Source organism: Pedobacter rhizosphaerae (assembly GCF_900111155.1).
GTDB lineage: Bacteria > Bacteroidota > Bacteroidia > Sphingobacteriales > Sphingobacteriaceae > Pedobacter > Pedobacter rhizosphaerae.
The window spans coordinates 122,314-136,988 of the sequence record NZ_FOGG01000010.1 but is presented as its reverse complement, the minus strand read 5'-3'; the positions used below and the strand labels follow the sequence as shown (position 1 = coordinate 136,988).

Here is a 14,675-nt window from a genome sequence, read left to right as displayed (position 1 = left end):
TGGATGTGTTATTGCGATTTTGTGCGTGAATTTGTGCTGTTCTGATCATTTTATGTGCGTGTTTTTATGCTGAAAAAGCTTATATTGCATTTAATCATCAACAAATCACCCTAAACAAACAAGATATGAGAAAACTCTTTACCTCAATCTTTTTTCTGTGCGTTTTACTTTCTGGTTTTTCTTCAATAGCCCAGGTAAAAACGGTATCCGGAAAAATTACATCCTCTGACGATGGCGGCCCTTTACCGGGAGCCAGCATCAAAGTAAAGGGGACCTCTACAGGAACCTCTACAGATGGAAATGGAAATTTTAGCTTACAGGTATCACAGCCCAATGCGGTCCTTGTAATTAGTTTAATCGGTTACCTGCCGCAGGAAATCCCTGTTGGTAGTAAAACGGTTATCAATGCAAAACTCATCGGCGATGCCCAACAACTGCAGGAAGTAACAGTTTCTACAGCATTGGGTATTACCAGACAAGCCAAATCGCTGGGTTATGCAGCCCAGACGGTGAAATCTGAAGACCTGAACTTTAACCATCAGTCTAACCTGGTTAATGCCTTGCAGGGAAAAGTAGCCGGAGCTACCATTTCAAGCACGGGCGGTGGTCCTGGTCAAGGCGCGAGTATTCGGGTGAGGGGGGTTAACTCTATAGACCCGACAATATCAGGAGATCCACTATATGTGATTGATGGTATCCAGATTGATAACTCTACCTCTACAGCTGGTGCAAATCCAGGTGGAACGGATTATGGATCGAGAGGGGTAACAAATAGGGCATCGGATATCAATCCGGAAGATATTGAGAGCATCAATATTTTGAAGGGTGGTGCGGCTACCGCACTTTATGGTTTAAGAGGTGCCAATGGCGTTGTGGTTATTACAACCAAAAAGGGAAAGCAGAATGGGTTTAGCGTAAACTTAAGCAGCAGCTATGGATTTGATCAGGTATTGATTAGCCCAGATGTTCAAACCGAATATACGCAAGGTGTACTTGGCGTTTACACCAATCCTCCGGGTGGAATTGGCCCGGCCTGGGGACCTACTATCGCTGAAGCTAAATTACTGGATCCTACACATCCTGATCAGCTTTTCAATAATTATGATCAGGCATTTGGTACCGGTCAACAGATTAAGAATTCGGTGTCTGTAACAGGCGGAAGCGATGCCATTAAGTTCTTCTCTTCGGTATCGCAACTTTACCAAAAGGGGATGATGCCTTACACCGACAACAAGAATTTTTCTGGTCGTTTGAATACAGATTTTATCATTAGTCCGAAATTTAAGGCTTCGGTGAATATGAACTTTACCAACTCTGGAGGATATATCTACAGTGCAGATAGATTTGGGGAGAGTTTGGCCTACTGGTCTCCACGTTATGATGTTTCTGACTTTCAGAATGCCGATGGCTCTCAAAAGTTTATAGGTACCAATAACCCAATTTGGGGAGCGGCAAATAACAGGTTCAAGGGCGATGTGAATCGTTTTATTGGAGGGGCAGCATTAAGTTATGAGCCTGCTAAGTGGTTAAACTTCTCTTATCGCCTTGGTATTGATACCTACAACGATAACAGGGTTCGTACAGCAAGGGGACCTATGTTTACCAATGAGGCCATGTATGATAATGAACTTGGTTTTTATGGGGAATATAACAGCAAGTTCAGAACCATTAACAGCACTTTTGTAGCCACCCTAACATCTAAATTAACCAACGATATTACCGGTACATTAAGATTGGGACAAGAGATTTATGATAAACGTACAAAAGATGTAGGCGTTTTGGGGAGCCAGTTAGGAGTGTTCGATTACTTCAATTTAGCCAATGCTAAGGTATTAGCGCCTAGTCATTCTCTCCGCGAAAAACGCCTTGTAGGTTATTTTGGAGAGGCTACCTTCGATTATAAAAATTATCTTTTTCTAACTTTGACTGGAAGAAACGATATCACATCTACTCTTTCTAAAGATAATCGTTCTTTCTTTTATCCATCGGCGAGTTTAAGTTACGTGTTCTCAGATCACTTTAAGCTTCCAACCGCGATCAATCAGGCAAAATTGCGACTTTCTTATGCCCGAATTGGAAAGGATGCAACGGAGTATGCCACATTTACTGGTTTTACACCTAACACAGCTATGCCTCCGGGAAGCGCTGGACTAACCATAGGCTCTATCCTGGGAAATCCTGGTCTTCGTCCGGAGTTTACCAATACCTATGAGGCAGGTTTGGAAATGTCTTTTCTTAAAAACCGCTTGGGATTTGACTTTACCTACTATTACTCACTCAGTAAAGATCAGATTGTAAGAACACAGATTTCTTCTGCAGTAGGCTATTCAACCAAGTTCATCAATGCCGGAGACATACGAAACAGAGGGGTAGAGTTGGTATTGAATGGAAAGCCAATCGTAGGTAAAGATTTCCGATGGGATGTGAATCTGAACTTCTCTGCCAACCGCAACAAGGTGCTCTCAATGCCGGCAGGAATTACCGAAATTGTTTATGGCGCAGCAAGAGGGTATGGAAATGCAGGTGTAACCATGAAACTCATTGAAGGACAGGCTTACGGTAACATTTATGGTAGTTATTTCAATAGGTATTATGGTAGCCAGGCTGAGGATCCAATTGTACTAGATAAAAACCTTCCGCTATTGATTGGAGCCAATGGTTTCCCAACAATTTCTGGAGGAAAGCAAAAGCTTTTGGGTAATTCTCAACCAGATTACATATTGGGAATGGGCAATACTTTTAACTATAAGAACTTTAGTTTAAACGTGCTTTTTGATGCCCGCTTAGGTTTTGAGAAATATAACTGGCTGGAAGATTTCTACTCCGCATTCGGATTACCTGATTATACAGCAGATAGACGTACGTTTAGAACCTTTGAAGGTTTCTTAGCCAATGGTACCCCTAATACAAAACAAGTATGGATGGGGCAACGTATAGCCCCTGATGGCGTGGATTATGGTGAAGGTTATTACAGAATTTACTACCGAAATGTTTCTGAACCTTTTGTTACCGATGCTTCATGGGTACGTTTACGCTCAGCTAGCTTATCGTACAACCTACCACAAAAATGGTTGCCTGCAAAAGCAATCAGAAATGCTTCATTATCGGTTACCGGAAATAACTTGTGGTTGTGGACAAAATACTATGGTGTAGATCCTGAATCGAGTTCTTACGATTCGGGAAGTAACAATGATGGCTCTGCAGGTTTTACCTATCCATCTGCCCGAACCATTATGTTTACGCTTAATGTTGGATTTTAATTAGAACGATCATGCAAAAAATCATAAAATATACCTTATTCTCAGCCCTGATGGCCACTGTGGCATTGCAAGGCTGTAAGGACAGCTACTTTGATAAGCTCACCAATAACCCCAATCAGGTAGCTGTTCCAACACTTCCAGGATTATTGGCCGATGTGACCTTTAAATCGGGAATTAACAGCTATAATGTGGGCAGTATTGTTGCACCCTATGTACAATACACAGCTAACCCATCAGCAAGTGCTGCGGGAGATACCTATCAATCTATCGACTTCTCTGGAAGTTGGGATCAGCTTTATTTCGCCATGGCTGATGCCAACGAGTTAAAGAAATTGGCTGTGAGTCAAAATTCCAGTGAATACAAAGGCGTGGCTGATGTATTAATTGCCTACAATCTTACTTTAGTTAACGATTTATGGGGTGATGTACCTTTTTCTCAGGCTTTCGATATCAATAACCTTTTTCCTAAATATGATAAACAGCAGGATGTGTATAATTCGGCAATGACATTATTAGATGAAGGTATCGCTGAACTGAGTAAAACGAATTCGGCAGTGAAGCTACAGGCCGCAAATGACCTCATTTATGGTAAAATTACCGGTGTGGTAGCCAATGAACGTTTATACTGGATAAAATTTGCTTACGCTTTGAAAGCAAGATTGTTAAATAAGGTTAGCAAAACGGCCGCCTACAATCCTACTGCAGTGCTCGCTGCTCTGAGTAATGCTTTTAGTTCCAATGTGGAAGATGCAGGTATGGCCACGTTCAGAGAGCGAAATCCATGGGCGGGAGTTGCATTGTCCAATTCTCAGCAATCACTCGGTGGCTGGCTTTCTGAGCAATTGATAGACCAGCTAAAGGGTGGGAATGTTGCACCATCTGATCCTCGTATCGCTAAGATCACAGATAAGACAATTAACAATGTTTATATCGGAACGGTTAATGGCGCGGGTAACAGGCTTCCGGGAGCCAATACCACCAAGGATGAATGCTATATTTCGCAAAACTCTCCATGGACAAATGATACTGCACCCGTATATCTGGTTACTTATGCAGAATTAAAATTTATTGAAGCAGAAGCGGCCTTTACAACCGATAAACCTAGGGCTTATGCAGCTTACCTGGCCGGTATAAACGCGAACATGGACAAGCTTCAGGTGCCTGCCACCGACCCGGAACGCATAGCCTATCTGGCCGATTCAAGAGTAGCTGTTGGCGCTGCTGCCTTAACAAAAGATTTAATCTTCAGGGAAAAGTATATTGCAACCTATCTAAATCCAGAAGCCTGGAATGATGCCCGTCGCTTTGATTACAAGTACAAAGACTTTACATTGGCAACCAATGCTGTCTTAACTGATTATATTCGCCGTTTAGACTATCCTCAAGGAGAACGCAGTAAAAACGGAAATAATGTTCCTGTTGATGTTGCCAGAACAACCAAACTATGGTGGGATCAGTAACAATCTTATAAAAATGATTTTTTCAAGCCCTAATCTTAATTGCTTAGGGCTTTTTTTGATAAATTATCTTCAAATCTTTGCAATGAAAAAACTTGCCCTCATCTGCTCTTTATGTTTTATCTCCATACAGCTATCAGCCCAGTCGTACACCTTAAAATCGGCTCTCTCGTATCCATTTCCCACTCAATTGGTGGCGAGCAAAACACAAGGTAAACTGGCTTGGGCCGTAAATGAGCAAGGAAAAAGAAATATTTATGTGGCAGAAGCTCCTGCTTACAAGGCGGTAAAAATTACCGACTATGGGGAAGATGACGGACAGGAATTGACTAGTATAAGCCTATCAGATGATGGAAAATGGGTTGTTTTTGTTCGTGGAGGTGATCATGGAGGACGCGATGGAGGTCCGGTAAATGCCGCCTCATTGCCAATTGCACCCAAAATACAGGTGATGACTGTTCCCTTTAATGGTGGCAAGGTAAATATAATTGGCGAGGGAGATCATCCGGTTATTTCGCCAAATAGTAATCAGCTTGTATTTGTGAGGGCGGGACAGGTAATGATTAGCCCAATAAATGGAGCTACACCCGCGCAAAGCCTTTTTTATGCCAAAGGAACAAATGGAGTTTGCAGATGGTCCCCTGATGGAAATAAACTGGCTTTTGTTTCCAACAGAGTAGATCATGCTTTTATTGGTGTTTACACCGATCAAGCTACTCCCATACAATGGATATCTCCCGGACTGGCTAAGGATAATTCGCCTGTTTGGTCGCCGGATAGTAAGCGGTTGGCTTTTATTCGTATGCCGGGAACAGGCGGCGAGCCGGATTCTATCTTAGCCAGAAAACACCAACCCTGGGCCATTTGGACGGCAGAGCTGAGTACAGGAAAGGGTAAACAGATCTGGAAAGCCCAGGAAACCATCAGCGGATCCTATCCTTCCATAGATGGTGGGGCGAATCTCAATTGGGCCAGCACTAAGATTGTATTTTCATCTTACCATGATGGATGGCCACATTTATATGCAATTGATGAGGAGGGGAAAAATGAGCTGCTGCTCACACCCGGCAATTTTGCTGTAGAAAATATCAAGCTAAGTGCCGATGGAAAGCATTTGGTTTTTTGTGCCAATACAGGAAAAGATGCAGCTGACTTGGACCGCAGGCATGTTTATCAGGTTTCTGTAGATCGGGCAGATATGAAAGCGCTAAGTACAGGAAAAGGTATAGAATCCTATCCTGTTATCACCGGAGATGGTACAGTGGCTTGTTTGAGTTCAACTGCACAAAGACCCTTGCTTGCTGCTATTCTATCTAAACAAGAAATTAAATTACGCGGGGAAGAACTTATTCCAGCTAACTTTCCGATCAAAGATATGGTTACCCCCAAGCATGTAAGTTTCAAAGCCGCAGATGGAAAAACCGTTTATGGGCAATTATTTTCACCTTTAAAAGCCCTAAAAAATCATCCTGCTATTGTGTACGTGCATGGTGGGCCGCAACGCCAAATGATGCTGGGATGGAACCCGATGGATTATTATTCTATTGATTATGCCTTGAACCAATATCTGGTCAGTTTGGGCTTTACTGTGCTTTCTGTTAATTACCGATTGGGTTTAGGATATGGTTTTGATTTTCACAAGCCGATAAATGCCGGGGCTCAGGGTGCTTCCGAATATCAGGATGTTAAGGCTGCCGGAGAGTGGTTGGCTACCCAGCCTAATATTGATGGGAAGAGAATAGGTATATACGGCGGTTCATATGGAGGCTATCTAACTGCTTTGGCATTAGGCAAAGATTCTAAGCTGTTTGCTGCCGGAGTTGATATTCACGGGGTTAACAACAGATTTAGCGCTGCAAATACTGAAAATAATGCGCAGGCACCAGACGCTACTTTGGCGGCAGAACGGGCAAGGATTTCCTCTCCTGTAACCTATATATCTACCTGGACATCACCCGTACTGATTATTCATGCAGATGATGACCGCAATGTAGCGTTTAGCCAAAGTGTTGATTTAGCTAAACGTTTCGAGGATAAAAAGTTTGATTTTGAATTTTTGGCCATTCCCGATGATACCCACCATTGGATGAAGTTTTCTAATGGGCTTAAGGTTAGCGAGGTAACTGCAGATTTCTTGAAGAGGAAGTTGATTGATCGCAAATAGAAGTTATAAGTTAGGAAGTGCCGGCCTCCTATATAGTTTCCTTTTAGATTGTTCGACGATTCGAGAACATAATAATGATTCTAGATGGTAATCCTTTAAAAACATAATATTACAGGATTTGAATCCGGTAATATTATGTTTATTCGGGATTATTGTATTTTATCCTGTTAAAGTTGTTCCATTTTTGAGTGGGTATTTTTACTGTTAAGCCAATGAAAGATGGCCGTATTGTCAGTTCTCCTCAGTTGCTATTCGATAGTTTTTTCTGCTCCAGTATCTCTGTCGCCTTTCTAAGGTCGTAACCTTGTTTAGAGAGGTAATTATTGGCCCGTCCTCTGTATTTGGCAAACCACTGGTTGCGTTCTCTGCTGGTTAAAACATTCAGCGCATTTTCTCGTGCTTCTACCAGGTACTCCCGTACTTTAACTTTATGCTCATCGGTCAAATTAGGCAGGAGTTCTACAAACCGGGCAAGTTCCTTATCAAGGCCTTGTCCAGTCATTTCATTTTTTACGGTTTCTATCTGGTCATGGTCTAACCTTTTGGTAAGCTCGGCAATAAAAATATCGCGCTGCTTATCCAGTTTGGCCTTACTTTCTTCCCAGGCGGCCTGGCTTTCACTTTCTATCTCTGCGTCATTTTTTTGAAGCCGTTTTGCCTCATCAATACGTGCTTGCTTTGCAGCTTGTATTTTGGTGATTTGCTGGTACTGGTAGGCTACCAGGTTCCGAATTTGTTCAGCTGCTTTTTTATCCTTCAAAGCCAGGGCTGTCATCACTTTTTTTGCCGAACTGATCTCTATGGCTGTTGAACTGGTATCTCTTCGTTTCGCCCATTCTTCTCCCTCTGTTTTCAGTTGATACCCTTTTGCTGAGAGGTAGTTGGCAATTTTACCTTTATAATTGTTAAACCAGGCATGTTTAGCTTTGGAAGACCCCGCATCCATGGCTTTTTCCCTGGCTTCTGTTAAGTACTGTAATATTTGGGTTTTGTCTTCTTCGCTCAGGTAGGGGAGCATGAGCAGGTAATTGGTATAGGTGAGGGGAACGGTATGGTAGGTCATGCCATTTTTCACCTCTTCAATCTGAGATAAACTGAGGTCCTTGGTTAAGGCATCCAGATAGGTCTTATGAAGCTGTGCAATCTCTTTGTCGGCATTCTGATTAATGGTTTCTCTACTTTCCTTATTTCCTTTAAGCTGCTGCTCAGTTCGGGTTTGTATTTTATCAAGAGCAATATATTGCTGTGCAATAACGGCCTTTATTTTAGCCAGTTTTTTGGTGTCGCTTAAGTTCAGCGCAGCAGATATCTTGGCTGCTCTTTCAGCAGCTACTTCTGCATAGGGTTTTGATTCTTGAGCAGAAATACTTGTCCCTATGCTTAACGATAGGGCAACAAGCCATGTAAACTGTCTTTTCATTTTTTGAAGTTTTTCAGGTGATTGAATAAAAATGGCGGCCCTGATGAGGAGCCGCCATATTAAGAACTGATTTAATCTTGTACTTTAACGTTGATGGCGAAGTAAACCTTTCCGTTGTAATCAGCGCTAATGCTTTTGAAGTGGATTGCTCCGAGTTTTCCTTCAGGTGTTTTGAAGTAAACTACAGAACCTACTTTAATTGAACCTGCTGAGGTTCTTGGTGTTTCTTTCAAATTGATAGTTTTGGCACCTACAATAGTCTGAATTGTAGATCCCGAGACCAGGTTGTTAGTAAAGGAATTAGCATCACTTGCTGCCTGCGCACTAAATAAAGTTGCCCTTTTTGTCCAGCTGCTGATGTCAAATTTGTTAAAGAACAGTGGACTTGCACTAAGTGAATAGATGTGATACCAATACCCTACAATTGCATTAGCATCTCCCTGAGGAGCTGGAGTTCTATAAATTCCAAAATCAAGATCTGCAGATACATCTTTTCCCTGTGCATAACTAAAGCTCTCCCCCCGCTTAATGGAATAATAGCTTGGAAGATCCTGAGACACACTGTCCGGGAGATAAAGTTTCCTTTCATTTACCAAAGTAAAGTTTGATCTTACGTTGAATGAGACCGACTTGTAGCCATCTCCGATGTAGGTGGCCTGTTTGTTTAATGCATACACACGATACTTGCTTTCTCCCACACGGTTTACTTTGAATTTATAAACACCCGTATAGGATCGCTTATCCACATTATCTGGTAAATTAATTTGTAAAACAGGCGTTTCAACACCTTCCCTTCTCACGCAAACAGCAGCCATATCTTCTTTGGCTGAGGTAATGGTGAAACTGAGGTAAACACTGTCACCATCGTTTATATCCTTGTAATCTACAATACTAAAGGGATAATCTGACTTAAAAGTTACAGCTACATCATCAAACATATTATAAATATTTGGTGCAGTTTTTTTACAGGCTGCTAGTGAAAGTGCGAATCCTATAATTGCGGTCAATATGGTAAGTTTTCTACTTTTCATTTCTCTTGTCTTATTTGATAAATTAATTTGCTAAAGGATCAAAGGATCCGCCAGCCCAGCCAATGGTTGGAAGTAACAATGGGCTAGAGTACATAAAATCGTTATGGAAAGTATAGAAGTAATGATATTCTGGAATACTAAATGAACCTATTCCTGAAGGGGTAACTATTCCAGTTTTAAAGAAATAATTATAGGTACTTTTTTTGTTAATATCTACTGTATCTCTCTTCAGGGTAGTTGTATTAGGTATTAGAGATTCCAATTCTTTAATATATTCGGTTTTTTGAACCTCAATTCTTATGGTTTGTATCGTTCCGGATAGCAAATGCCATTTCCTTAATCTTCTCAAATCAGCGTTTCGTTTGTTTTCAAAAGAAAATTCAATAAAGCGCTCATTGGTAATTAGCTCACGCATTAAGCTGGCATTGGTAGCAGCGCCTAATCCATAATCGTTACCTGCATTTCCTTCCTCAATACCTGCTCTCTTTCTAATTTCTCTAAGTAGGTTTTTAGCCAGGGTCATGTCTCCGGTTTCATTGGCGCATTCTGCATAGTTCATCATTACCTCTGCAAAACGAAGCTCAATCCAATCCATGCCACTGCCACCTAAATTACTTGAATATGCTACAGATCCTTGTGCAAGGCTAGGAGTAGCGAACTTTTTAGAGTAAACTCCATATCCCCCTGTTTCACCCGTTGCGTTAGCATAATTCCACTGTTTTCTTCCTGCTTTGCCACTCAATGGCCATACGCTGCCATTGTAAGCGAAAGTAGCAGTGAAACGCGGATCTCTATTTTGCCAGAACATAATAGGGTCGTAGAAATATTTTGCTGTTCCACCAACTGTACTTATAGGATTGCCATCTTTCATTGGATAGGCATTTAGTAAAATAGTGGTTGGGATAAATGCACTATTGGCTGAGCCACCTTCAGATGTTGGCCTAACTCTATTTTCGGTATTATGTCCTCTTCTTTCAAGGGTTGCCGAATACGTTCTTACCAATATGGCTTCTGTATTCGCTGTTCCTTCAAATAAGAAGATGTCTGAATAGTTTGGTAATAATTTTTTTCCGGCTGCCACACACAAATCATATGCAGCTTTGTTTGCTTGGAGAGCAGTCTGCCATCTGGCAGCTTCATTTTGAGGGTTAAACTGTGGACTTGCCCAATATAACAATACCCTGGCTTTTAAGCATGCTGCAATTTCACGGGAGATTCTTCCTCTTCCAGTACCATCATCCCATGTTGTTCCGGTAAGATTCTCCATCGCTAAATCCAGGTCGCTAATGATCTGATCAAAACATTTTTTTGCACTAGCCCGGCCACCTACATTCAAATCACTGGGTGTTTGTGGTGTTAAAACCAATGGAACTCCTCCATATACTTTTACCAGTTCGAAGTAATTTATAGCCCTTAAAGCATAATATTGGCCCAAAAATCTTTTTTTCAAAATATCGGGCATAGTTCCTGTGGGGATAAATGCAATAGCATTATTCAGACGGGCTATGTCGAAATACCGGTTGTCGCCAAAATTATTTCCCTGGTATTTGTTGCCTACAAAGCGCACATCATTATTAGCTAATGTTCCTTGTACACCCAGAGCTGCTTTAGCCCATTGATCGTTTCCTGAGAAAAAATTCTCGTCACTAGCCAGGTGAATTGGGTACCGGTCATAAGTATCCTGATGAGGAAAGCGGGGGATACTCATATCATATGACTCTCGCAAGTGCATTTCTACCGCACCCTCTGTACTCCAGATGGCGGCATCAATACCAGCCCTGTCTTTAAGTTCGAAAAATTCATTTTTATTTACGCAGGCTATACTCAAGCTGGCTACGCTTAAAAGCAATATTGCTTTTTTGATTATATTTTGATATTTGATAGTCATGATTTCAATAATTATAGATTAGCACTCAATCCTAAAGAAATGGTTCTGATAGTGGGATAATCGTATGCGCTTGAAGTATAAGGGTCTTTATATTTTAAGGGATTAACGATTGTCCAGAGGTTATTACCCGTTGCCAGTATCCTTAAACTACCCATACCAATTTTCTGGGCAAATTTTTCAGGTACTTTATAGCTCAGCGTCATGTTATTAATTCGGATCATCGTTCCGTTAACTGCCCAAAAAGTTGAATTTACGCCCACTGAAGGATCATCAAATCTTGGCATTAATCCCTGTGAAGGATTTTCTGGTGTCCATCGATCTTTCCAGATCGTTAGCACGTTAGTAGTAAGCGAGGCAGATGTTACCGCACGACTGTCATAGAAAACTTTTCCTCCGAATCTGGCTGCGATATTGGTGCTTAAACTCAATCCTTTATAACCTAAATTGATATTAATACCTGTACTTAAGAAAGGATTGGGGTGTTTATATAATGGAGCCATGTCTGATTCATTGATGATGCCATCTTTGTTAGTGTCCTCATAAATCAACCAACCCACTTCTGGGATATTACCCTTAAAGTTATAGTTTGGATTGGCCTTTAGAAAAGCATCAACCTCTGCCTGGGTGCGTAACATTCCAATAGCCACTAATCCTGAATTACTAGAACTATAAATTCTTGGATCCAGACCTGTAGTGATGATGTCTTCGCCTACGTTGAATATCAATTCTTGTGGGTTGTAGAACTCACGGTATACTACAGAATTACCAAAACTAAAATTCATGCTGGTACTGAGTGAGAGATCCTTGGCTATATTAGCTCGGTATCCCAATGTAAACTCTGTTCCCCAGTTGTAAACTTCACGATAATTTACGGTTGCCGATTTGAATCCGGCATACATAGGATAAAGTTTGTCTACACCACCATCGAAACCATCGTAAGTATAGTTTCTAAATACCTCTATGCCAACATTCAGCTTATTATCGAGCATTGTGGCCTCAATACCGGCATTGAATGTTTGTTTCTTTTCCCAGGTTATATTCGCATTGGGCAAAACAGATGGATTTAAGCCGATGCCATTGTTTGAGCCAAACAGGTAACCATCAGAAGTACTAACTGCATAGCGTTCCTGCCATAATCTGGATGTTACACGGTCATCACCCGTAATGCCATAGTTAACTTTAAACTTCAGGAAGTTGATGAATTTAATATTATCCTTGAAAAAATTCTCATTGCTGACAATCCAACCTAAACCAATACTAGGAGAAAGTCCCCAGCGGTTGCCTGCGGCAAAGTTGGATGATGCATCTATACGTGCAACCCCTTCCAAGAGATATTTCTTATCAAAATCATACGAGAAACGTCCAAAGAATGAGCGTTTAGTAGATTCGTTAACCGAACGGGTAGGTTGTTGAGTCTTGTTAACATCAAATGCCCAAGGCTCATCTACCTGCGGAACTAATTGACCGATCCAGATGTTTTGCTGAGTTTCTGCATAAGATACCGTCTGTTCTCCACCGGCGATCAGATCGAAAGCATGCTTGCCGAAGGTTTTTGCATACTGTAAGGTAAAGAAGCCTTGGTAGCTGTTTCCAGTAGACTGTCCGGCCCTGGTTTCAGCATTGGCCATTGTAACCACCGATTGAACGGGATTAACAGGATCAGGCTGATTGCTGTAAAGTGCTCTGTTATTACCAAACTTAGCAAAGTTATATACATCATAAGGGGCTTTATAAAGCCTTGTTCTGGAAGAATTTCCCCCTTGGGAAAACTGGAGCTTTGCAGTAAGACCTTTAATAAATGAAGGCTGATAACTTAAACTTGCATTGATGCGATAGCCAAAGCCTTTTCTGTTATCGTAATATCCAGAGTTTAATAAGTTTAAAGGGTTGGTTACAGAACCAAAATTAACGGGCTTATCGTCAATGGTAATAGGTACCCAACCTGGTACTGTAATAATTGATCTGAAAAAGTCTGCATCGTTTTCTGTACCATTGTTTTTCGCCATGTTTACATTTTGATCTACGTTAAAAGCAATGTCTGCCTTTAAACCTGGCAAGATGGTGGCATTCATGCCACTTCTAAAGGTATACTTGTCTACTTTCAGTCCCTCGTAGTTTCCATTTTCATTCTGATAGCTTCCACCTGCAAAGAATGTAATTTTATCACTTCCACCCGAAATGCTCAGGTTATGTCTTTGAGTAAGTGAAGCTTGCCAAAGTTCATTATACCAAGATTTATAATTAAGATTTTGTATATAATTTAAGTCAGCGTCCGAGAAAAATACAGATGCTGGTTCGTTGCCGATTCTGAATCCTTCATTTAATAATAACGCATGCTCGTAAGGACTCAGCATTTCAGGCACTTTCGCCGCATCGGAAACCCCCATATAGCCATTATAACTTAAGCTGGGCTTGCCTACTTTTCCACGTTTGGTGGTAATCAAAACTACCCCTTTAGCGCCTGATGCTCCATATATTGCTGCTGAGGCATCTTTGAGGATAGTGATGTTTTCAATCATAGAGGGGTCTAGATTATCGAATGCATCGCTATTCGGCATCGAAATCCCGTCAATGATGTATAGTGGCTCAGAGGTTGCTCCAATGGTGTTTCCCTGGTTACTAGTGCTGGCATTCCTGATGTTAAGATTAATAGATGATCCTGGTTTTCCTGATACCGCACTTACACCTACACCAGCAATACGGTTTCTTAATGCCCCAGCAATGTTAGGGGAGGGAATGTCCTGCAATTCCTCACCGGTAATGGTTGCTACAGAACCTAAAACATCCGATTTTTTCTTCACCCCGTAACCCACAACAATGACATCGTCCAAAACGGCGTTATCAGAAATTAAAGAAACGTTTAGTGTAGATTTTCCATTTAGTGCAATCGATTGTCTAACATAGCCCACATAAGAAAATACAAGTATGTCGGTAGCAGGATCTGCCTGTATGGTATAAAAACCATCTGCGTTTGTGCTTACATTACTGGGTTTACCCTTAATACTTACGTTTACGCCTGGCAATGCTCCATTATCTGCCTTATCAGTGATTTTACCGGTTATTTTCTTTATCTGCGCATAGGAGGGGGCGCAGAAAAGCAAGGTCAATAGCAGTAAGCCATTTAAAGTTAGTAGAATTTTTTGTTTCATATTTGGTCGGTTATTGTTACTCATTATTGCTTATGGATCTGAATGATTAATGGCGATTGAAAAATCTGTGTAGCAATAAAATCAATTTGAAGCTAAATGGATCGGCTGGTTTGTTGGGATGGGTCGGGGGAGCTTTAATTGATTTAATTAGGTATTCCTAAAATCTTAATACAATACATTCATGAACGTATTGTCTGTATGTCGTGAAATTTGGTTAGTGTAATTAGTAATTATTGTTGTTGGATACCACAAGTAATTTTGTGGTAGTGATTACAGCTGTACTTAGCGGTAAAAACGGTTATGCAT

Annotated in this window: 7 protein-coding genes; 3 read left to right on the top strand and 4 right to left on the bottom strand. The window is 41.2% G+C overall.

Going from position 1 to position 14,675, the window contains the following annotated elements; genetic code table 11:
• Nucleotides 1-125: 125 nt before the first annotated feature.
• From BMX11_RS10365 to BMX11_RS10355, 3 genes are all read left to right on the top strand, one after another.
• On the top strand, nucleotides 126-3,260 hold the full coding sequence (locus BMX11_RS10365; RefSeq protein WP_090883956.1) for a SusC/RagA family TonB-linked outer membrane protein: 3,135 nt from the start codon (nucleotides 126-128) through the stop codon (nucleotides 3,258-3,260).
• 11 nt (nucleotides 3,261-3,271) lie between these two features.
• The gene (locus BMX11_RS10360; RefSeq protein WP_090883955.1) at nucleotides 3,272-4,720 is read left to right on the top strand and encodes a SusD/RagB family nutrient-binding outer membrane lipoprotein; all 1,449 of its coding nucleotides are present in this window, start codon (nucleotides 3,272-3,274) and stop codon (nucleotides 4,718-4,720) included.
• An 82-nt stretch (nucleotides 4,721-4,802) separates the two neighbouring features.
• Nucleotides 4,803-6,881 carry a S9 family peptidase gene (locus BMX11_RS10355; RefSeq protein WP_090883954.1) on the top strand — a complete coding sequence of 693 codons (2,079 nt, stop codon included), beginning with the start codon at nucleotides 4,803-4,805 and terminating at the stop codon, nucleotides 6,879-6,881.
• Nucleotides 6,882-7,122: 241 nt separating this feature from the next.
• Here BMX11_RS10355 and BMX11_RS10350 read toward each other — a convergent pair whose 3' ends face one another.
• The 4 genes from BMX11_RS10350 to BMX11_RS10335 all read right to left on the bottom strand — a co-directional run bounded on the left by BMX11_RS10350 (nucleotide 7,123) and on the right by BMX11_RS10335 (nucleotide 14,369).
• Nucleotides 7,123-8,301 (bottom strand): DUF3826 domain-containing protein, encoded by a 1,179-nt coding sequence (locus BMX11_RS10350; RefSeq protein ID WP_090883953.1) that lies wholly within the window; start codon nucleotides 8,299-8,301, stop codon nucleotides 7,123-7,125.
• A 71-nt stretch (nucleotides 8,302-8,372) separates the two neighbouring features.
• Nucleotides 8,373-9,332 (bottom strand): hypothetical protein, encoded by a 960-nt coding sequence (locus BMX11_RS10345; protein ID WP_090883952.1) that lies wholly within the window; start codon nucleotides 9,330-9,332, stop codon nucleotides 8,373-8,375.
• Between the two features lie 22 nt (nucleotides 9,333-9,354).
• The gene (locus BMX11_RS10340) at nucleotides 9,355-11,220 is read right to left on the bottom strand and encodes a RagB/SusD family nutrient uptake outer membrane protein (RefSeq protein ID WP_090883951.1); all 1,866 of its coding nucleotides are present in this window, start codon (nucleotides 11,218-11,220) and stop codon (nucleotides 9,355-9,357) included.
• Nucleotides 11,221-11,231: 11 nt separating this feature from the next.
• A complete protein-coding gene (locus BMX11_RS10335; RefSeq protein ID WP_090883995.1) occupies nucleotides 11,232-14,369 on the bottom strand; it encodes a SusC/RagA family TonB-linked outer membrane protein in 3,138 nt (1,045 codons plus the stop codon).
• Between the last annotated feature and the right edge of the window lie 306 nt (nucleotides 14,370-14,675).